Raw genomic sequence first — 20,328 nt, 5'->3', positions numbered from 1 at the left:
GCCCGCGCGTGACTTCGCTGCCGATCCATGCCGTCCTGCCCGACCTGCTCGCTACGCTGCGCGAGCGGTCGTCGGCGGTGCTTGTCGCTCCGCCGGGGGCGGGGAAGACCACTGCGGTCGCCCCGGCGCTGATCGGTGAGCCGTGGTGTACCGGGGAAGTGCTGGTCACCAGCCCCCGCCGGCTGGCCGCGCGCGCGGCGGCGGAGCGGATGGCGGCGCAGGCGGACGAGTCGGTCGGGCGCACCTTCGGCTATGCGACGCGGCTCGATACCAAACGCTCGGCGGCGACGCGCGTCACCGTGGTGACTGAGGGCATCCTGACCGCGCGGTTGCAGGACGATCCCGAACTGAACGGCGTCTCCGCGATCCTGTTCGATGAGGTTCACGAGCGCAGCCTCGACGGCGATTTCGGCCTGGCGCTGGCGCTGGATGCGCAGGGCGGGTTGCGCCCCGATCTGCGCGTGGTGGCGATGTCGGCGACGCTGGACGGCGCGCGGTTCGCGGCGCTGATGGACGATGCGCGGTTGATCGAGAGCGAAGGCCGCAGCCATCCGCTCGAGTTGCGGCACATCGGGCGCGCTGCCGAGGCGCGGATCGAGGATGCGATGGCGGCGGCGGTGCGGCGCGCGCTGGCCGAGGAGACGGGCGGGGTGCTTGCCTTCCTGCCGGGCGTCGCCGAGATCGAGCGTACTGCCGAGCGCGTCGGCGATCTGCCCGGCGTGCGGCTCCACCGACTGCACGGCAGCCTCGACCCTGCGGCGCAGCGCGCGGCGATCCGCGCCGAGTCCGATGGCGCGCGCAAGCTGGTGCTGGCGACCTCGATCGCGGAGACGAGCCTGACGCTCGACGGCATCCGCGTGGTGATCGACAGCGGGCTGGCGCGCCGCCCGCGCTACGATCGCGCTGCGGGGATGACGCGGCTGGTGACCGAGCGTGCGAGCCAGGCAGCGGCGACGCAGCGCGCCGGTCGCGCAGCGCGGCAGGGCCCGGGGGTCGCCTATCGGCTGTGGGAGGCGGCGGCGACCGCCGGCATCCCTCGTTTCGATCCGCCCGAGATCCTGGAGGCCGATCTGTCGGCGCTGGTGCTGGCGTGTGCGTTGTGGGGCGTCGCCGATCCGCGCGCGCTGCGCTGGATCGACGCGCCGCCGGCGGTGGCGATCGACGAGGCGCGCGCGCGGCTTTCGGCGCTGGGGGCGATCGACGGCGACGGGCGTCCGACCGCGCATGGTCGCCGGATCGCGCGGCTGCCGATGACGCCGCGGCTGGCGCACATGCTGCTGCGCGCGGGCGACAAGCGGCTCGCAGCGGAGATCGCGGTGCTGTTGCAGGAGCGTGGGCTGGGCGGGCAGGATGCCGACCTTGAACTGCGGCTGCGACGCTGGCGGGGCGATCGCTCGCCGAAGGCGGAGACTGCGCGCGGGCTGGCGAAGCGCTGGGCGGCGATGGCGGGGCACGACGGCAGCGGCGACACGATCGCGGCGTGCGTGGCGCTGGCCTTCCCCGACCGGGTGGCGCGGCGCCGCGATGCGAGCGGCGAGCGCTGGGTCTCGGCGGGCGGGCGCGGGTTCCGGCTTGATGCGACGTCGTCGCTGGCGCGCGCCGAATGGCTGGCGGTCGCGGAAACACAGGGGATGGCGGCGGGGGCGCGCATCCTGTCGGGCGCGGCGATCGATGCCGCCGAGGTCGAGACGCTGTTCGCAGAGCGGATCGAGACGCGGCGGACCGCGGTGTTCGATCCGGCGACCGGCGGCGTCCAGCCGCTGCGCGAACGGCGCATCGGCGCCATCCGCGTGTCAAGCGGCCCGGATAGTCAGGCGGACCCGGCGGTGGTGGCGGCGGCGCTGGTCGAGGGGGTGCGCGTGCATGGCGTCGATCTGCTGCCATGGTCGGAGGGCGCGCGGGCGCTGCGGACGCGTGCGGCCTATGCGGGCGTAGCGCTCGACGATGCGGTGCTGACCGAGCGGCTCGACGAATGGTTGCCGGCGCTGGTGGCGGGCAAGCGGCGGCTCGATGCGGTCGCGCCGGGCGCGCTGACCGAGGCGCTGCGTGCGTTGCTCGGCTGGGACGCGCTGCGCCAGATCGACCGGCTCGCGCCGGCCGATTTTACCAGCCCGGCGGGATCGACCCACGCGATCGACTATGCCGCCGAGGCGGGACCGACCGTCGAGTTGCGCGTGCAGGCGTTGTTCGGGCTGGCCGAGCATCCGGTGGTCGGCGAGCGGCGCGTGCCGCTGGTGCTGTCGCTGACCTCACCGGCCGGGCGTCCGATTCAGACGACGCGCGACCTGCCCGGCTTCTGGCAGGGGAGCTGGCGCGACGTCGCGCGCGAGATGCGGGGGCGCTATCCGCGGCATCCGTGGCCGGATGACCCCGCCGCGGCCGCGCCGACGCTGCGGACGAAGAACGCGGATGCGCGACGGAACAGGTGACCTGCCTTCCGGTGAGGCGGCGACGCTTGCCGGATCGTCGTCAAGGTGCTGGATCTGGGCGCAGTCGCACCATGCTTGCCCGCGTCGTGGGGCGATCGTACATCCGGCGGCGTAAGGGAGAGGACGACCATGCGGCGTTTGATAATGGCAGTTTCGATCCTTGCGGCGGGATGTTCGGCGCAGACAGCGGTGCCGGTGGCGAACGATGCCTATGTTCGTCTGGCGGCGGTGCCGGGACGGCCGGCGGCGGGCTATTTTGGGCTGCGCGGCGGGGCGAAGGACACCACGCTGGTAGGTGTTGAAGCGCCGGGGGCATCGCGTGCCGAGATGCACGGCAGCCGGATGACCGCCAACGGCATGGTGACGATGGAATCGCTGGCGAAGGTGCCAGTGCCGGCGAAGACCGAGGTCGCTTTCGCGCCGGGCGGTCGACACGTGATGCTGTTCGATCTGCCGCAGAGCGTGCGGGCGGGGTCGCTGATGCCGTTGACGCTGCGCTTCGCCGATGGTGCGGCGGCGAAGCTGGAGGCGAAGGTAATCGCGGCGGGCGATGTCGCCCCGGAGTGAGCCGGGGCTCCGGCCAGTGGATGAGGCGCTGAGCGGAGCCCCGGCGGCTGGTCGCTTCGTTCTGACGCTTCTCGCCGAGCTTGCGATCGCCGCCGTCCTTGCGGTAATTGTGCTTCATTACGCAAGTCGTGAGACGATCGACGTGATGGCGGCGCTGGGCATCGCCGTTCCGATCGTGATCGGCGGATCGTCGATCGTTTGGCTGGAGTTGTCCTGCCATTGGCGAGCCGGGTACAGCCCGGTCGGGCTGCTATTGGAGATCGCCTTGTGATCGCGCGACGCTGTCTCACCGACGGCGAGGTCGCGCTGGCGCGCTCGATGTACGGCGGCGCGATCGACTATTCCGCAGTGTCGCTGGCGAACCGCAAATGGGCGTTCTTCCAGCCGCGCGACGTGGTGATGGCGCCGCGCGGCTGCATCCACTTTCACCCGCGCGGCGATTTGTGGTGTGAGGACTTTGCCGCCGCTTCGCTCGATCGGCAGGGGCTGTTCATCCATGAGCTGTGCCATATCTGGCAGCACCAGCGTGGTGTCTTCCTGCCGTTGAAGCGCCATCCCTTCTGTCGTTACGATTATGCGATCCGGCCCGGCTGGCGGCTGGAGCGCTATGGCATCGAGCAGCAGGCCGAAATCGTCCGTCACGCCTTTCTGTTGCGGCATGGTGCAATCGTGCCGGGCGCGCCGGCGCTGGCACGCTATGAGACTATTCTTCCGTTCGGAGATCACGCGTGAGCATCTGGCATTCCCCCCTCGATCTCGATGCGATGACCGCTGCCTGTGCCGGGTCGATGCCGGGCCTGCTCGGGATCACGTTCGTCGACGCCGGGGACGACTGGTTGCGGGCGCGGATGCCGGTCGATCAGCGGACCCGGCAGCCGTATGGGCGGCTTCACGGCGGCGCCTCGGTCGCGCTGGCCGAGACAGTGGCGTCGGTCGCGGCGATGGCGACGCTTGATCCGGCTATTGCCGCCGCGGTCGGCATGGAGATCAACGCCAACCATCTGCGCCCGGTCGGCGAGGGGTTCGTCTATGCGACCGCGATCAGCGAGGCGCGTGGGCGGACGTCGCAGGTGTGGACGATCCGCGTGACCGACGAGGCGGAGCGGCTGGTGTGCCTCGCGCGGATGACCGCGGCGGTGATCGCGGCGGGGCGGGGTGGGGTGGGGTGACCCCGCCGCGTCCGTCACCGCCGCGCTGACGGTTTACTTCAGCAGCACCAGTTCCTCGGCCATCGTCGGGTGGAGCGCGACGGTGGCGTCGAACTGCGCCTTGGTCAGCCCGGCCTTTACCGCGACCGCGGCGGCCTGGATGATTTCGGGGACGTCGGGGCCGATCATGTGGATGCCGACGACGCGATCGGTTTCACCATCGCAGACCATCTTGTAGAGCGCGCGCTCGTCACGGTCGGCGAGGACGTTCTTCATCGGGCGGAAGTCCGACGAATAGACCTTCACCGAGCCGAGCTTCTGCCGCGCCTGCGCCTCGGTCAAGCCGACGCCGGCGAGCGGCGGGTGGCTGAACACCGCCGAGGGGACGCAGTCGTAATCGACCTTGGTCGACTTGCCGCCGTACATATTGTCGGCGAACGCCTGCCCCTCCCGGATCGCGATCGGGGTGAGCTGGATACGATTGGTGACGTCGCCGACCGCGTAGATCGACGCGCAGGTCGAGCGGTTGTCGTCATCGACCTTGATCGCGCCGTGATCGTCGAGCTCGACCCCGGCGGTCTCCAGCCCGAGGCCATGGGTGTTGGGCTTGCGCCCCGTGGCGAACATGACGAGGTCGACCGTCACCGGCTCATGATTGGACATATGGACGGTCAGGCAGCCGTCCTCGCCCTTGTCGATCCCCTGGAAGGCGGCGTCGAAGCGGAACTCGAGTCCCTTCATCATGCTGATCTGAAGGAGCCGGTCGCGGATCTGCAGGTCGTAGCCGCGCAGGATTTCCTTCGTGCGGTTCATCAGGATGACGTGCGCGCCGAGTTGATGGAAGACGCCCGCGAATTCATTGGCGATATAGCCCGCCCCCGCGATCAGGATGCGCTTGGGGATGCCGTCAAGATGGAACGCCTCGTTTGACGTGATGCCGTGTTCGTGGCCGGGGCATTCCGGAATGGCGGGATGCGCGCCGACCGCGATCAGGATCGTCTTCGCGGTCTTCTTCGTGCCGTCGGCGAGCGTGACCTCGTTGGGGCCGGAGACGATGGCGCGCTGGTGGATGATCTCCGCGCCCGAGCTTTCGATCGTGGTGGTGTACGCCTTGTTGATGCGATCCACCTCCTTCAGCACATTGTCGCGTAGCCGCGGCCAGCTGAACGCGCAGTCATCAGGCACGTCCCAGCCGAAGTGACGCGCATCGCGCAGATCCTCGGCGAAGTGCGCGCCGTAGACGAGCAGCTTCTTGGGCACGCAGCCGCGGATCACGCAGGTGCCCCCGACGCGATATTCCTCCGCCACTGCCACCTTCGCGCCGTGCGCCGCCGAAACGCGCGCCGCGCGCGTGCCGCCGGAGCCTGCGCCGATGACGAAAAGGTCGTAGTCGAAGTCGGACATGAACAGGCTCCGTTGGGCGCGAATGTTGCGAATGTTGAGACGATCGCGCGTTGCATTTGGGTGGTGAACCAGCGGCACGCCGGATGGTGCCGCTGTTAGCAGGACGGGGCGGAGTAGGACAGGTGAGGTGTCAGGTCATGGCGGAGCGAAGGCCGAGATGTTCGACAAAGGGATCGAAATCGCGGTCGCTGTAGAGAAGCGGGATGTCGTCGATGATGCAGCGCGTGGCGATCAATGTGTCGATCGTCTTGCGGATCGTGATGCCGAGCGCGCGCAGCGTCTGGTAGTTGCGGGCGGCCTGGATGGCGACCGGCTCCGACACGACGGCGAGGCGATCGAACAGGACCAGCCGGGCCCGCTTGCGCTCGAAGTCACGACGGTCGCGTGTCCCTTGCAGCACCTCGGTCAGAACGAGGTCGCCGACCAGCAATCTGTCCGCTCGTGCCGTGATCTCGCGCAACGCTCTGATCTGTAGCGTGTCACGATCGGCGAAAAGGTCGATCCAGACACTGGTGTCGACGAAAACGTTCACGCGGCCGGAATATATTTGCTGGTGCGCATGTCGTCGAGATCGCCTTCCCAACCGCTGCCGCGCAGCTCCTCCAGCGCGCGAAGTTGCCGTTTGATTCGCACAACTTCCTCGAGTGCTTTCGTCACGGCTTCGCGCTTGGTCTTTACACCCAGCGCTTCAATGGCTTCCGCCATGAGCGCGTCGTCGATGTCGATATTGGTCCGCATGTGTATGGCTCCGCAGAGCCATACACATAATCGGCGTCGCGTGCTTATGCCAGACCGGCGCGCGCGATCAGATCGGTGGTGGAGGGGTCAAAGTCGCCGCCGCCCTTCGCCGCGGCCTTGGCCATTTCCTTGCCCAGCTCGACGCCGAACTGGTCGAAGGAATTAATGCCGAGCAGCACGCCGTTCACGAACACGCGATGCTCGTAAAAGGCGATCAGCGCACCGAGCGTGCGCGCGTCGAGCCGGTCGAGCAGCAGGGTCGAGGACGGCCGGTCGCCGGGATAGCTGCGCGCGGGATCGTCGACCTGCTTGCCCTTCATCAGCGCCGCGCCCTGCGCGAAGGCGTTGAGCAGCAGCTGGCGATGATGCTCTGCGGGGAGCGTGTCGCCCGCCTCGATCACGGCGAGGAACTCGACGGGGACGAGGTGCGTGCCCTGATGGAGCAGCTGGAACACCGCATGCTGCGCGTCGGTGCCGACGCCGCCCCAGGTGATCGCCGCGGTGGGGCGGCCGACCGGCTGACCGTCGACCGTCACACCCTTGCCGTTCGACTCCATCTCGAGTTGCTGGAGATAGCTCGGGAGCAGCCGCAGCCGTTCGTCATAGGCGAAGGGTGCGCGGGTCTCGGCATGGCGGACCTGCGTGTAATAAAGGTCGGCGAAGGCGGCGAGCGCGGGGGCGTTCTCGTGCAGCGCGGTCAGGCGGAAGTGGCGATCCATTTCCGCCGCGCCATCGAGCAATTCCTCGAACTGTTCCCAGCCGAGCTTGATTGCCGCCGGAAAGCCGATCGACGACCACAGCGAATATCGTCCGCCGACCCCTTCGGAGAAGGGCAGGATGCGCGTCTCGTCGACACCCCATTCGATCGCCTTTTCGGGCGAGGCGGTCAGCGCGATGACGCGACCATAGGGATCCTCGACGCCCGCACCGGTCATCCACGCGATGACGCTTTCGGCGTTCATCATCGTCTCGGTGGTGGTGAAGGTCTTGGAGGCGACAACCAGCAACGTGGTGGCGGGATCGAAGCGGTCGAACACGTCGTCGAGCGCCATGCCGTCGACGTTCGAGACGATCGCGACGTCATAGCGGTCGCTGTCGCGGCCGAGCGCGTCGATCAGCAGGTGCGGCCCGAGCGCCGAGCCGCCGATCCCGACGTGGAGGACGCTGCGGATCGGGCCGAAGGCGTCGGCCTCGATGGCGTCGATCACCGCGCGCATCCGCGCGTGATAGGAAGCGGCGCGCGCGACGCTCTCGTCCTGGCCCTCGCCGCGCTCGGCGGTGTGCTCGACCGGGCGATCCTCGGTGACATTGACGTTCCGGCCGCCGAACATCGCCTCGCGCTTGCCGGCGAGATCGGTTTCCTTCGCCAGCGCCTCGAACGCGGCGACCGCATCGGAGGTCAAATGCGTCTTCGACCAGTCGAAGTGGATGCCGGCGACGTCGAGCGACAGCTTCGCCAGTCGCTCCGGATCGTTTGCGAACAGTGTCTCCAGCCGCTCCTTCGGGAGCGCTTCGATCTTCGACCAATCCGCCATGTGCGTCTTCCTTCCGAGCAATTGCGGGTCACAACCGTTCGCGCAAGCCAAGGCTCCGCTTGACGAAGGCGAGCGGTTGCGCGACGCGGTGCTTCATGGCCACCCCTGCTGCCCCCGGCAAGCCCGCGCGTTCCGAAACCGGCGAGACGGTCCGCTTCCTTCTGAAGCTGGCGTTGTTCGTGTTCATCCTGCGCAGCTTCATTTTCTCGCCCTTCTCGATCCCGTCCGAATCGATGCTCCCGCGCCTTCTGATCGGTGACTATCTGTTCGTGTCGAAGTGGAATTACGGCTATTCGCGCTGGTCGCTGCCGGGCGGTATCCCGCTGATCCCGGGCCGGATCTTCGCGAGCACCCCGACGCGCGGCGATACGGTGGTGTTCCGCTCGCTGGGGCCGGACGATCATGACGTCATCAAGCGCGTGATCGGACTGCCCGGCGACACGATCCAGATGCAGAATGGGCAGCTGTTCCTCAACGGCAAGGCAATTCCGAAGCAGCGCGTCGCCGACTTCATCGTCCCGCTGACGCCCAATTTTCCGGCCGAGAAATGCGGCGCGCAGTTCCAGGACGTCGACAAGGCGGGGCAGCCGATCTGCCGCTATCCGCGCTTCCGCGAGACGTTGCCGGGTGGGCGCAGCTATGAGGTGCTCGATCAGGGCAATCTGCCGATCGCCGACGACACCGACCTGTACACCGTGCCCGCTGGCGATGTGTTCCTGATGGGCGACAATCGCGATGACAGCGCCGACAGCCGCTTCGCGCCGCCGGAAGGCATGGGCTATATCCCGATGGAGCGGATTCAGGGCAAGGCGCTGGTGACCTTCTGGTCGACCGACGGCTCGGCGGAATGGATCAAACCGTGGACCTGGGTGTCGGCGGCGCGGTTCAGCCGGATCGGGCACGGCTTCTGAGCGTGAGCGACGACGTCGCTTCATGGGTGAGCGAGGTACTGGGGGTCCGGCCGGAGGACCCCGAGCTGTTCAGGCGGGCGCTGACGCATTCGAGCCACACCGGCGAAAGCTACGAGCGGCTCGAATTCCTCGGCGACCGCGTGCTCGGGCTTATCATGGCCGAGTGGTTGAGCGAGGTCTTTCCCGACGAGCCCGAAGGTCAATTGTCGAAGCGCTTCAACGCGCTGGTAACGGGTGCGGTGTGCGCGGAGGTTGCGCGCGGGATCGGCGCGGTGGCGCATGTCCGGCTCGGCAAGCAGGCACGCGATGATGGCGCGCAGCATGGCGACAATCTCCTCGGCGACGTGATGGAGGCGCTGCTCGGCGCGCTGTATCGCACCGCCGGGCTCGATGCGGCGCGCGCTGCGGTGCGGCGGCTGTGGGCGGATCGCATCCACAGCGACGACAAGGCCCCGCAGCACCCGAAGTCGGCGTTGCAGGAATGGGCGGCGGCGAACCGGCGCGCGGTGCCCGGATACGAATTGCTCGACCGGTCCGGGCCGGGGCACGCGCCGCGCTTCAAGGTGCGGGTAACGGTCGGCAAGGACGAGGTGAGCGCAGAGGGCGCGAGCAAGCAGGAGGCGGAGACCGCGGCTGCGCAGGTGCTGCTGGAAGTGCTGAGCGCGCAGGCGGCGCCACGGCGCAAGCGACGGCGGTAGGTCCGACGGTCGCGATAAGGGCCCGAACGTCATTTTACGCTATAGAGTAGAATAACCTGCCTGCTTTTCCTGCCTCATTTTCAATGAGGAAGGAGAGACAGGGAGTGGACGGTCATGGCGCTGATCATCCGGGCGATCAGGACAAAACACCAGAGGTGGAGACGCTTGAGCGTGTCTAGGGGTTCGTGCCCGCCGTCACGATCCGCCGGATCGCTGCCGTTGGCCACTGAGTGCAGCAGGTAGAAATTGCGAAGGGCAGTCGGGCCTTCGCGCGAGGCCGCCGGGTTGCCGCTGACACTCGCCCGAACATGGAAAAGGGCGAGGCCATCCGGCCCCGCCCTTTCTCCCCGCACGAAACGCAACTGGTGCGGTCCGGTCGCCTGGTGCTCCCTTGGCGACCGGAAACTCGTTCGTCAGCGCATCAGAAGTGCGCGACGATGCCCAGCGTCGGGCGGAAGCTGTTCGTCCAGCCGAAGCTCGACACTTCACCGCGCAGACGGATGCCCGAGTTGCTGGTGATGCCGCCCAGACCGATGTCCTTCGGGCCGACCTCGAAGCCGATGCCGTAGGTCACGTCATGGAAGTCACGCGTGGTGTCGACACGCTTGTCGAAGTTGACCCACTGGTAGCCGACCTTGCCGTAGATCAGGCCGCTGTCGCCCGCGCGGAAGCCGAAGCGGCCGGCGGCGCCATACTGCCAGTCGATATCGCCCGATACGCCCTTGGCGACATTGCCCTCGGCGCCGACGAACACCGGCCCGAGCGGAATGTTCACGCCGGCGAGACCTTCGACCAGCGAGCCGTTCAGCTTGTTCTGGCGCGGGGCACCCGGAACGCTGTCGCTCTGAAACTCTTCCCAGCCGCCACGAACGGCGACGTAGGGCTCGATCCCGAACGCGCGCGTGCCATCCGGCGCCGTCGCGGTCGTGGTGTCGGTGGTCGACATGTCCTGCGCGAGCGAGGGGGTGGCGACGAACGCGGCGGATGCGGCAACGGCCGCAAGAACGAGCTTACGCATAATAGAACCTCAATACAGTTTCGTTGCCCGGTTTGTCGCAGCACCAGATGCGGCCGGGCCGGGGACTGCTCTAACCACGCCTCCCCGGCTTGGTTGCGCGGAAAAGCGCCAGTCTGGCATTGAAAATTCTTACTGTTGCGCAAAAGTCACGCAATCTGGCGAGAACATGAACGATCGTGCCGCATCGCGGCCACACTCCATGATAGTCGCCGCAAAGAGGCCTTATTGCTACGGCTCGCGGGCGCGACGGGTCGGCGCGTGGAAGTCCGCGGGCTTGTCGGCGATCCAGCGCAGGAAGCGACTCAGCGCCGGGATGGCGCGGATGGCGTCCAGTGTTCCGGCACGAGCGAGCGTGGCATTGTCGGCAGCGGCATGGATGGCGCGATGGCAGATCGGGTGCAGCGGTGCGGTATCGGTTCCACCTTCGCTGCGCGGAATGACATGGTGCCATTCGGTACGGGTGCCGAGCGGACGACCACACAGGGCGCAGGTGACGGGCGCGACGTCAGCCTGCTGCGCAAGCGCCGCGGCTTCGGCGAGCCCGGCCTTGCGCCTTATGCGTCCGACCATGCCGTGGCCGTCGGGCGCGACAGAATGAAAAGTGCGGATGCCATCATCATTGCCGCGACGGCCGCGGCAAGCGGCCAGTGCGGGCGACCGGTGGCGACAAAGATCGCATAGCCGACGGTGATGCCGATGCAGGCGAGCCACTTGGCCCTGCGTGGGATGGCGCGCTCACGTCGCCACGCCCGCAGCGTCGGGCCAAAGCGCGGATGGTCGAGCAGCCAAGCCTCAAGGCGCGGCGACGAGCGTGCGAAGCAACCAGCGGCGAGGATCAGGAAGATCGTGGTCGGCATCAGCGGCAACAGCGCGCCGACGACGCCGAGCGCGACGAAGAAGAAGCCGATCGCCAGCCAGCCGTAGCGGGCGGCGGCGTGGAGGCGACCGGGCTTGATCGGGTCGGCGGGGAGATCGGTCGCCATCGTCTCAGTTCCTCCGTGGTGCGAGGGGAACGTCTCTGGTGGTGGAACGGTGCCGTGATGGGGGCGTAGCGATCGCCAACACCATCATTCCGGCGCAGGCGGGAATCCAGAACCTCCGACGTTCCGGCTCAATCGCCGGACCTGCGCGTCTGGATCCCCGCCTGCGCGAGTATGACGGATTGTGCATTGAATTTCGTCACTCGGCCCCGAGCCGGAGTTCCGCTTCTTCAACTTCGGTCGGGCGAGAGAAGCGGGGCGCCGGATCAGGTTCGGGGCGACGGAAGCGTCCTTACTCCTCGCCCGTCGCACTGGCCGGCTTCGCGCCGGCGCCGTGCGCGTCGCTGCTGATCGGCGAGAGGGTGAAGCCATAGCGCAGCGGCGCGACCTTGATGCGATATTGCTCGAGCGGACGACCCCAGTCGCTCCATTGCGTGTCACCACCGATGCCGGATTGCACCGCATCGACCAGCAGGCTGCCGTTCGCGCCGGGAACGATGTCGGTGCTCTTGCGCGTGCCGGGGGTGCGGCGGTTCAGCTCGGTGTACGGGAAGGCCAGCGCATTCATCGACAGCGGCTGGTCGCCGGTGACGCGCAGCCCGCCGTCGGACCCCCGCACCAGCTCCATCCAGCGCACGTCGACCTTGTTGCCGGTCTCCTGCGGGCGGAGATAATCGTGGTTCTGCGCCGCGATGTCGCCGCGCCACAGACCGATCGGGGCCGAGGTTTTGCGGTCGCTGTAGCTTTCATGCGGCCCGCGCCCGTACCATTGCACAATCTGGTAGTCGCGCGGGGTGACGTAGGACAGGCCGACGCGCAACGGGTCGCCGAGCGTCGTGTCGAGCGGCTGGAAGTCGCCGGTCACCGCGACGCTGCCGTCCGCCGCCATCTGGTAGCGGGTCGAGAAGCGCGCGACATTGCCGCCGGTCAGCCAGCGCACCGTCACCGCCGCGCCGCCGCCCGGCAGCTTCTGCGTGTCGATGCCCTCGACGACGCGCTCGTCAGTGGCGCGCTGCCACGGCACGTTGCGCTTCTCGCTGCCGACGCCAAGGTCGTTGTCGGTCAGCGCGCGGGTGAAGTTGGGTGCGCCGCCCGACAGCAGCATACGCCCGCCGGTCGCATAGCGATCGACCAGCCCGGTCTTGCGGTCGATCACCAGCTCGGTGTCGCCCGCCGAGAGACGGACGGTGCCGCCGCGATTGTCAAGCTTGACCGGGCCGTTGTCCGCCGCCGCGACGGTGGCCGGCATCGCGCCGAGCGGGAATTGCTCCCAGCCAACCAGCGTCCCCGCGGCGACGCCGGGGGCGGTGCCGGCCTTGGCGCGGTAGCTGACGGTGAGGAAATATTCGGCATCGGGGCGGCGGGTGAAGCCGGTCGGGGCGAGCGCGACGCGCGCGCTCTGATGCGCGGCGACGGTCGGGGCCGCCAGCGTGCCGCGCGCGACCGCGACGCCGTTCTCCAGCACTTCCCAGCTATAGTCATACGCATCCGCGCCGAGGAAGTCGTGGCGGTTGGCGACGGTCAGCTGGCCGGCGTTGGCATCGTAACCGGTGAACTGGACCGGGGCGTAGACCTTGCGGACCTCGTACAGCTGCGGGTTTGGAGTACGATCGGCCTGGAGCATGCCGTCGCCGAATTCGATGTCGCCGCCGGGGTTGGGGCCGTATTCCCCGCCGTCGCCCCAATAGCGGCGCCCGTCCTTGGTATAGCGATACATCGCCTGATCGACCCAGTCCCACGCGAAGCCGCCCTGCAGCTTGTCGGGGTGGGCGTAGATCGTGTCCCAATATTCCTTCAGGTTGCCGCCCGAATTGCCCATCATGTGCGCATATTCGCACTGGATCATCGGTTGCTTGTAATTCCAGTTGGTCGCGTAATCCTCCATCTTGGCGACCGGATCGTACATCGGCGCGTAGATGTCGGCGAACCAGTTCGGGCGGTGCTGCTGCACGCCTTCATAGGTACCCCAGCCGAGATAGCTGATCAGGCGGCCCGGATCGCGCTGCTTGGCGGCGGTGCCGGCGGTGGCGAAGTTGGGCCCGATCCCCGCCTCGTTGCCGAGCGACCAGAAGATGATCGAGGGATGGTTCTTGTCGCGCTCGACCATGTTGAGCACGCGGTCGACATGCGCCGACTGCCACGCCTTGTCGAAGCCGAGCTGGTAGACGCTGCGCTGACGGGGGTTGTTGTTGCCCGCCTCCATATAGGCGTGGCTCTCGATATTGGCCTCGTCCATGACGTACAGGCCGTAGCGATCGGCGAGTTCGTAGAGATACGGGTCGTTCGGATAGTGCGAGGTGCGCAGCGCGTTGATGTTGTTGCGCTTCATCAGCTGAATGTCGTGCTCCATCGACTCGCGGCTGACGACGTGGAAGGTTTCGGGATCGTGTTCGTGGCGGTTGACGCCGCGGATCGTGATCGGCTTGCCGTTGACGCTGACCAAACCGTTTTTCATCTCGACGGTGCGGAAGCCGATCCGCTGATAGGTCGACTGGATGATCGCGCCCTTGGCATCATACAGCTCGACGAGCAGCATGTAGAGGTTGGGCGTCTCGGCGCTCCACGGCTTGACGCCGCCGACGGTGGCAGAGAGCGTTGTCTTGCGATCGGCGTCACCGGCGGCGAGCGGCGCGCGGCCCTGCGACACGATGCGGTCACCGTCCATCAACACGTAGCGCGCGCTGACCGCCGCGCCCGGCGCGACGGACAGGTCGACCGCGAGCTTGCCATCACGGTAGTTCTCGTCGAGCCCGGCGTGGACGAAGAAGTCGCGGATGCGCGTCTTCGGCGCGGCCATCAGGTATACCTCGCGCTCGATCCCCGAGACGCGCCAGAAATCCTGATCCTCGAGATAGCTGCCGTCCGACCAGCGGAAGACCTGGATCGCGACGGTGTTCGCGCCCGGCTTGACGAAGCGCGTGACGTCGAACTCGGAGGGGAGCTTGCTGTCCTCCGAATAGCCGACCTGCTGACCGTTGACCCACACCTTATAGGCCGAACCGGCCGCGCCGATGTGCAGCACCACGTCCTGCCCCGACCAGCCGGCGGGCAGGTCGATCGTGCGGCGGTACGAGCCGACCGGGTTGGTGGCGTGCGGGATCAGCGGGCGGTTGGCGGGGAAGGGGTAGGTAATGTTGTTGTAGCGCGGCTGGTCATAGCCCTCGGTCTGCCAGTCGGCGGGGACCTTGATCGTCTTCCACTGCGAGGCGTCGAAATCGGGGCGCTCGAAACCGGTCGGGAGCTTGTCCGCGTCGGGCGAGAAGCTGAACTGCCACTGGCCGTTCAGCGACAGAAAGCGCTTCGATTCCGTACGATGACCCGCGAGCGCCTTGTCGCGCGTCTCGAACGGGAAGCCGGTGGCGTGCGCCGGCATCCGGCCGATATAGTTGACGCCAGGATTTTCCCAGTCGGGACGCTGCGGGTCGATCTGCGGCTGGAGCGGAACGGCGGGGCCGCTCTGCGCGGCGGCATGGCCCGAAACGCTGGCGAGTAACGCGGCGACAAGAACGGCGCTCCGGCGCTGGCCGACGTGATGCACGGATAATCCTCCCGATTAAGTCATTTTGTAAGACAAGTATCGGGTGGCTCCGCCTTTGCCAAGAGCGTGTGCGGGTTGACGGCGAACGCGCTTTGCGGTCCCTGTGCGCGACCGGGCCGCGCGGGGCGGACGATGCGGACGGAGCACGATCTTTTGAACACGACCTTGCTGCGCGGCGTGCTGGTGGGCGGACTGGCCGGGCTGTTGTTCGGCTTCGATACGGCGGTGATCGCCGGGACGACCGAGGGCATCCGCACCGCCTTCGCGCTCGATGCCAGCGGCGTGGGTATCACCGTGTCGGCGGCCTTGTGGGGGACGCTGGCGGGAGCGTTGCTCGCCGGGTTGCCGGGCGATCGCTATGGCGCGCGCAACGCGCTCAAGGGGATCGCGCTGCTCTATTGCCTGTCGGGGCTGGGGTGCCTGATCGCGTGGAGCTGGCCGGCGCTGATCATGTTCCGGGTGATGGCGGGGCTGGCGGTCGGCGCCTCATCGGTGCTGGCGCCGGTCTATCTTGCCGAGATCGCGCCGGCCGAGCGACGCGGATTGATGGTGGGAACGTTCCAGCTCAACATCGTGCTGGGAATTCTCGCCGCCTATCTGAGCAATGCGATCGTCGGCAGCTTCGATCTGGGCGCGGGCGACTGGCAGGTGAAGCTGGGCGTCAGCGCGGTGCCGGCGCTGTTGCTTCTGTCGTTGATGTTCACGATTCCCGACAGCCCGCGCTGGCTGGCGGCGAAGGGGCGCGAGGATGAGGCCGAAGACGTGCTGGTGCGGTTGGGCGTCGCCGATCCGCGCCGCGAGCTGGACAGCTATGCGCGCGCCGCCGCGGCGGTGGCGGTGGGCAGCGCGCCGCGGCTGTCGTGGGCGCGGCATCGCAAGCCGATCCTGCTCGCCTTCGCGGTGGCGTCGTTCAACCAGCTCTCGGGGATCAATGCGATCCTCTATTACCTCAACGATATCTTCGCGGCGGCGGGGTATGATGCGGTGTCGGCAGACCGGCAGGCGGTGACGATCGGGCTGTGCAATTTCGTGTTCACCGCGCTGGCGTTGCTGGTGATCGACAGGCTGGGGCGGCGGACGCTGCTGCTGATCGGGTCGGTGGGGCTGACGGCGGCGCTGGGCGGGACCGCAACGGTGTTCCTGACCGGGCAGGGGCAGCACTATCTGCTCGCGTTGCTGATCGCGTTCATCGCCTTTTTCGCGTTCAGTCAGGGCGCGGTGATCTGGGTCTATATCAGCGAGATCTTCCCGACGGACGTGCGGGCGCGCGGGCAGGCGCTCGGTTCTTCGACCCATTGGGCGATGGATGCGGTGATCGCCATGGCGTTCCCGGTGATCGCGGCGCACACGCGCGGACTGCCGTTCGTGGTATTCGCCGCGATGATGGCGGTGCAATTCGTGGTGGTGTGGGTGTTCTTCCCCGAGACCAAGCAGCGCTCGCTGGAAGCGATCGGCGCTGTTTGATATATTGATAATCATTCGCATCTAGCGTAAGGCTTACCTGGTCATGGAGGATCAGGGATGAGTGTCGTCGCGCTTCCGTCATCGTCGCCCGCGCGCGGCATGCTATGTCTGTTGCCGACGCTGGCGCGCGGCTGGCGCGCGGCGCGGGATCGTCATGCCTGTACGCAGCAGCGGCTGCACCGCTTGCTCGCACCGCATGGGGCCGGGATGCTGGCACCGGTGTTCGACAGCCTGATGACCTTGTTCGAAGTGGCGCTCGGGCGCGACTTCATGGTCGGGACGGAGGCGGCGCTTTCGACGGACGAGCGGATGTTGATCGACCTGCTCGACGGATCGCGGCCGCAGCGGGCGTGCATCAACTGCCCGGAGGGTGCGGCGCGCGCGCTGCATTGCTCGATCTGTTCGACGCGGATCATGCTGGCGATGGTGGGATGACGAACCCGGCGGATCGTCATCGCTTCACCGCGCGGGCGATGACCACAGCGGCGCTCAGTCAAGCTTCGGTTGAAGCTGCGCGCTGATCGTGCCGACCGCATCGCGGAGCAGCGCGCGGGTTTCATCGAGGGATACGCGTGCCGCCCGGCCGGCTACGAACGGTACTGTCAGCGCCGCGCGCGCCATGCCATGTTCGATAATGGGTGCCGACAGATCCGTGATCCCCTCCAGCATCGGGCTGGGCGTAACGGCATCGCCGACGGCGACCAGCGCATCGAGTTGCCCGTCGATCGCCGGGTCAACCTCGCCGCCGGATTCCCGGATGTCCGCCATCATCGCCGCGCGGATCGGTGCGGACTGAAAGGCGAGTAGTACCCGTCCCGAGTTCGAGCGATGGAGCGGGCGGCGATAGCCGACGCGTACCGCGAAGCCAGACAGACCGGGCGCCTCGACCCCGGCGATCACCACCATCTCCGCGCCCGAGGCGACAGCGAGGTGGCAGCTTTGTCCCGTGGCGCGGGCGAGCCCCTGCATCACCGGCAACGCGGTGACGGTGAGGTCACGCACCGGTGGCCGCCCCATGCCGAGCGCGAACAACCGGTTGGTGAGCCGGTAGCCGTCATCATCACGCGCGATATAGCGGTGCTCCTCGAGCACCTGAAGCATTCGGAAAATCTCGCCCACCGAGCGGCCAAGCGCTCCGGAAATATCCGACATCGTCAACGCTTGTTCGGATGTGGCGAGAAGTTCCAGTATTTCCAGCCCTTTCTTGAGGGCTGGCGCCTGGTAGCGGGGCGGGTTCGTCATGGTCGCCGTACCTAGCCGTCCCCACAGCTAGGCGCCAGCGCGAGCCGCATCGCGTCAATAAAAGCATTTTTCACATTTCAATTATCATACCAGCCGCTTAGATTGCAGCGCCGGCGATAAAACGACAGGGTGGCGCCGAGAGAGGAAGCTTGCATGTTCCAGCACTTGTCTCCGCGCGAGGCGCCGCTCGACAGGGATGGCGAGACGTTGCCGATGTTCGGCATGGGGACGGCGGCGATCGGGAATCTCTACCGGGCGATCGACGATGCAACGGCCGAAGCGACCGTATCGGCAGCGATCGACGCAGGACTGCAATATTTCGACACCGCGCCGCATTATGGCTTTGGACTGGCAGAGCGGCGATTGGGTGCGGCACTGGCGCGGTGCGATCCGCAGCGGATGTGCGCGGTTTCCACCAAGGTCGGGCGGCTGCTCGCGCCGACCGACGTGGCGGGTACGCGGCACGGCTTCGTCGATGCCGATTCGTTCGAGCCGGTGTTCGACTATACGGGGGACGGGGTGCGTCGTTCGTTCGATGCGAGCCTGGCGCGGTTGCAACGTGACCGGGTGGACGTGTTGCTGGCACACGATCTCGGGCAGCTGACGCATGGCAATGCGCACGAGCGGCACTTCGGCGCGTTTTTCGACGGTGGCTATGCGGCCATGGTGGCGTTGCGCGACGCAGGTGCCGTCGGCGCGATCGGCATCGGGGTCAACGAGGTTGCGGTGTGCGAAGAGGTGCTCGACCGCGTGCCGCTCGACGTCATCCTGCTCGCGGGGCGCTATACGTTGCTCGATCGCAGCGCGAAGTCCTTACTCGATCGCTGCGCCGCGCAGGGCGTGCGCGTCATCATCGGTGGCGCCTATAACAGTGGTATCCTGGCGCGCGATCCACGGGAGGCCGATCCGGCGCAGTCGCACTACGATTATGCGAAGCCGCCCGCCGCGCTCGTCGAACGGACGCGGCGGTTGGCGAAAGCGTGCGCGCTTGCCGGCGTGTCATTGCCCGCGGCTGCGATCCAGTTTCCGTTGCAGCATCCGGCAGTGGCGTGCGTGCTCGCCGGGCTCGGCTCGCCGGCGGAGGTCGCGGACCTATGCGAGCGGATCGCCGTGCCGATCCCCGACGATCTGTGGCCGGCGCTGGAGGCGCGCGCGCCGCAGCAACTGATCCTGCTTCACCCCGACGACAATGTGATGATCTGCGTCGCGCCGATCGCGGCGGGCGACCTGCTGCCGGTGTCGGGGGGGACGATCCCGGCGCGCGAGGGCGTGACGGTCGGGCACAAGATCGCGCGACACCCGCTGAAAGCAGGCGACAAGGTCATCAAATATGGCGCGCCGATCGGGTCGATGACCGACGCCGCGGCGGCCGGACAATGGGTCCATATGCACAATATGAAGAGCGACTATATCGCCAGCCACACGCGCAGCACCGTGACGGAGCAGCGCGCATGATCGCGGCATGGCAGCGCGCCGACGGGCGCAAGGGCATCCGCAATACCGTCGCGGTCGCCTATCTGGTCGAGTGCGCGCATCACGTGGCGCGCAAGATCGTCGACAAGGCCGATGACGCCGACGTGCACCTGATCGGCTTTCCCGGCTGCTATCCCAATGCCTATGCCGCGCGGGTGATGGAGGCGGTGACGACGCATCCCAACGTCGGCGGCGTGGTGATCGTGTCGCTGGGCTGCGAGAGCTTCGATCGCGAGCGGTTGCAGCAGGTGATCCGCGACAGCGGGCGTCCGGTCGAGCTGTACGTGATCCAGCAGACCGGCGGCACCGCGGCGACGATCGCCGCCGGGCTGGAGGCGGTCGCGCGCGTCAAGGCGCAGATCGCCGACGTGCCGCGCGTGGCGATGCGCGTCGACGAGCTGATCGTCGGAACGATCTGCGGCGGGTCGGACGGAACGAGCGGGATCACCGCCAACCCCGCGGTCGGGCGCGCCTTCGACCGGCTGGTGGCGGACGGCGCGACCTGCATCTTCGAGGAGACCGGCGAGCTGGTCGGGTGCGAGGGGATCATGGCCGATCGCGCGCTGACCCCCGAGCTGGGCGAGGAGATCGTCGCCTGCGTCCGCAAGGCCGAGGAATATTACACGATCATGGGCTTCGGCAGCTTTGCGCCCGGCAATGCCGAGGGCGGGCTGACGACGCAGGAAGAGAAGTCGATGGGGGCCTATTCCAAATCGGGATCGTCGCTGATCAGCGGGATCATCAAGCCCGGCGACGTGCCGCCGGCGGGCGGACTGTATCTGCTCGACGTCGTGCCGGACGGCGAGCCGCGCTTCGGCTTCCCGAACATCTCCGACAATGCCGAGATCGTCGAAATGATCGCGTGCGGGTGTCACCTGACGCTGTTTACGACGGGGCGCGGCTCGGTGGTTGGGTCGGCGATCGCGCCGGTCATCAAGATCTGCGCCAACCCCGAGACGGCGCGGCGGCTGGCGGCTGACATGGACATCAATGCCGGGCGCATCCTCGAAGGTGAGGCGACGCTCGACGAGGTCGGCACCGAGATCGTCGATGTCATCATGGCGGTGGCCGGCGGACAGCCGAGCGTGTCCGAGGCGCTGGGGCACCGCGAATTCATCCTGACCTACAAGGCGTTCGATCCGGTGGGACCGGCGTGCCTGCCGGTCGCTGCACGGAGCTGAAC

21 protein-coding genes are annotated in these 20,328 nt (G+C 67.5%); 11 read left to right on the top strand and 10 right to left on the bottom strand.

Going from position 1 to position 20,328, the window contains the following annotated elements; translation table 11 throughout:
- Positions 1-8 precede the first annotated feature (8 nt).
- From hrpB to ACI2JO_RS00985, 5 genes are all read left to right on the top strand, one after another.
- Entirely contained in the window at positions 9-2,429 is a 2,421-nt protein-coding gene (gene hrpB / locus ACI2JO_RS01005; RefSeq protein WP_404718901.1) for an ATP-dependent helicase HrpB, read from the top strand.
- A 144-nt stretch (positions 2,430-2,573) separates the two neighbouring features.
- The gene (locus tag ACI2JO_RS01000; RefSeq protein WP_404718900.1) at positions 2,574-2,996 is read left to right on the top strand and encodes a copper chaperone PCu(A)C; all 423 of its coding nucleotides are present in this window, start codon (positions 2,574-2,576) and stop codon (positions 2,994-2,996) included.
- A complete protein-coding gene (locus ACI2JO_RS00995; protein WP_404718899.1) occupies positions 2,980-3,267 on the top strand; it encodes a hypothetical protein in 288 nt (95 codons plus the stop codon). The genes ACI2JO_RS01000 and ACI2JO_RS00995 overlap by 17 nt, the downstream gene beginning before the upstream one ends.
- 47 nt (positions 3,268-3,314) lie before the next feature.
- Complete coding sequence (locus tag ACI2JO_RS00990) at positions 3,315-3,728, top strand: vgr related protein (RefSeq protein WP_404720298.1); 414 nt, start codon at positions 3,315-3,317, stop codon at positions 3,726-3,728.
- On the top strand, positions 3,725-4,165 hold the full coding sequence (locus ACI2JO_RS00985) for a hotdog fold thioesterase (protein ID WP_404718898.1): 441 nt from the start codon (positions 3,725-3,727) through the stop codon (positions 4,163-4,165). Before ACI2JO_RS00990 ends, ACI2JO_RS00985 begins: the two co-directional genes overlap by 4 nt.
- Positions 4,166-4,198: 33 nt before the next feature.
- On the opposite strand, the gene gorA is transcribed toward ACI2JO_RS00985, so the two are convergent.
- From gorA to pgi, 4 genes are all read right to left on the bottom strand, one after another.
- Entirely contained in the window at positions 4,199-5,548 is a 1,350-nt protein-coding gene (gene gorA / locus ACI2JO_RS00980) for a glutathione-disulfide reductase (RefSeq protein ID WP_404718897.1), read from the bottom strand.
- A 130-nt stretch (positions 5,549-5,678) separates the two neighbouring features.
- Positions 5,679-6,080, bottom strand: a complete 402-nt coding sequence (locus ACI2JO_RS00975) for a PIN domain-containing protein (RefSeq protein ID WP_404718896.1) — start codon at positions 6,078-6,080, stop codon at positions 5,679-5,681.
- Entirely contained in the window at positions 6,077-6,286 is a 210-nt protein-coding gene (locus tag ACI2JO_RS00970; RefSeq protein ID WP_404718895.1) for a type II toxin-antitoxin system VapB family antitoxin, read from the bottom strand. The genes ACI2JO_RS00975 and ACI2JO_RS00970 overlap by 4 nt, the downstream gene beginning before the upstream one ends.
- A 44-nt stretch (positions 6,287-6,330) precedes the next feature.
- Positions 6,331-7,821 (bottom strand): glucose-6-phosphate isomerase, encoded by a 1,491-nt coding sequence (pgi, locus tag ACI2JO_RS00965; protein WP_404718894.1) that lies wholly within the window; start codon positions 7,819-7,821, stop codon positions 6,331-6,333.
- 95 nt (positions 7,822-7,916) lie between these two features.
- Between pgi and lepB the strand changes: the two genes are divergently transcribed.
- The gene (gene lepB / locus ACI2JO_RS00960; protein ID WP_404718893.1) at positions 7,917-8,732 is read left to right on the top strand and encodes a signal peptidase I; all 816 of its coding nucleotides are present in this window, start codon (positions 7,917-7,919) and stop codon (positions 8,730-8,732) included.
- Between the two features lie 2 nt (positions 8,733-8,734).
- Positions 8,735-9,430, top strand: coding sequence for a ribonuclease III (rnc, locus tag ACI2JO_RS00955; RefSeq protein WP_404718892.1), 696 nt, complete (start codon positions 8,735-8,737; stop codon positions 9,428-9,430).
- An 80-nt stretch (positions 9,431-9,510) separates the two neighbouring features.
- On the opposite strand, the gene ACI2JO_RS00950 is transcribed toward rnc, so the two are convergent.
- The 5 genes from ACI2JO_RS00950 to ACI2JO_RS00930 form a co-directional block, all read right to left on the bottom strand.
- Complete coding sequence (locus ACI2JO_RS00950; RefSeq protein WP_404718891.1) at positions 9,511-9,792, bottom strand: hypothetical protein; 282 nt, start codon at positions 9,790-9,792, stop codon at positions 9,511-9,513.
- A 59-nt stretch (positions 9,793-9,851) separates the two neighbouring features.
- Entirely contained in the window at positions 9,852-10,448 is a 597-nt protein-coding gene (locus tag ACI2JO_RS00945) for an opacity protein (protein WP_404718890.1), read from the bottom strand.
- Positions 10,449-10,676: 228 nt separating this feature from the next.
- Entirely contained in the window at positions 10,677-11,018 is a 342-nt protein-coding gene (locus ACI2JO_RS00940; RefSeq protein ID WP_404718889.1) for an HNH endonuclease, read from the bottom strand.
- Positions 11,003-11,431 carry a YbaN family protein gene (locus tag ACI2JO_RS00935; protein ID WP_404718888.1) on the bottom strand — a complete coding sequence of 143 codons (429 nt, stop codon included), beginning with the start codon at positions 11,429-11,431 and terminating at the stop codon, positions 11,003-11,005. The genes ACI2JO_RS00940 and ACI2JO_RS00935 overlap by 16 nt, the downstream gene beginning before the upstream one ends.
- Positions 11,432-11,720: 289 nt before the next feature.
- Positions 11,721-14,966, bottom strand: a complete 3,246-nt coding sequence (locus tag ACI2JO_RS00930; protein WP_404718887.1) for a glycoside hydrolase family 2 TIM barrel-domain containing protein — start codon at positions 14,964-14,966, stop codon at positions 11,721-11,723.
- A gap of 153 nt (positions 14,967-15,119) precedes the next feature.
- On the opposite strand from ACI2JO_RS00930, the gene ACI2JO_RS00925 reads away from it, so the two are divergent.
- Positions 15,120-16,430: a sugar porter family MFS transporter gene (locus ACI2JO_RS00925; RefSeq protein ID WP_404718886.1), complete on the top strand. Its 1,311-nt coding sequence runs from the start codon at positions 15,120-15,122 to the stop codon at positions 16,428-16,430.
- A 57-nt stretch (positions 16,431-16,487) separates the two neighbouring features.
- The gene (locus tag ACI2JO_RS00920; protein ID WP_404718885.1) at positions 16,488-16,865 is read left to right on the top strand and encodes a hypothetical protein; all 378 of its coding nucleotides are present in this window, start codon (positions 16,488-16,490) and stop codon (positions 16,863-16,865) included.
- Positions 16,866-16,919: 54 nt separating this feature from the next.
- Here ACI2JO_RS00920 and ACI2JO_RS00915 read toward each other — a convergent pair whose 3' ends face one another.
- Positions 16,920-17,672 carry an IclR family transcriptional regulator gene (locus ACI2JO_RS00915; RefSeq protein ID WP_404718884.1) on the bottom strand — a complete coding sequence of 251 codons (753 nt, stop codon included), beginning with the start codon at positions 17,670-17,672 and terminating at the stop codon, positions 16,920-16,922.
- Between the two features lie 153 nt (positions 17,673-17,825).
- Between ACI2JO_RS00915 and ACI2JO_RS00910 the strand changes: the two genes are divergently transcribed.
- Together ACI2JO_RS00910 and ACI2JO_RS00905 are read left to right on the top strand one after the other, a co-directional pair.
- Positions 17,826-19,127: an aldo/keto reductase gene (locus ACI2JO_RS00910; protein ID WP_404718883.1), complete on the top strand. Its 1,302-nt coding sequence runs from the start codon at positions 17,826-17,828 to the stop codon at positions 19,125-19,127.
- Positions 19,124-20,326 carry a UxaA family hydrolase gene (locus tag ACI2JO_RS00905; RefSeq protein WP_404718882.1) on the top strand — a complete coding sequence of 401 codons (1,203 nt, stop codon included), beginning with the start codon at positions 19,124-19,126 and terminating at the stop codon, positions 20,324-20,326. Before ACI2JO_RS00910 ends, ACI2JO_RS00905 begins: the two co-directional genes overlap by 4 nt.
- Positions 20,327-20,328 lie beyond the last annotated feature (2 nt).

Source organism: Sphingomonas sp. NPDC079357, assembly GCF_044901155.1.
Lineage (GTDB): Bacteria > Pseudomonadota > Alphaproteobacteria > Sphingomonadales > Sphingomonadaceae > Sphingomonas.
This window is presented reverse-complemented; position numbering and strand designations above follow the sequence as displayed.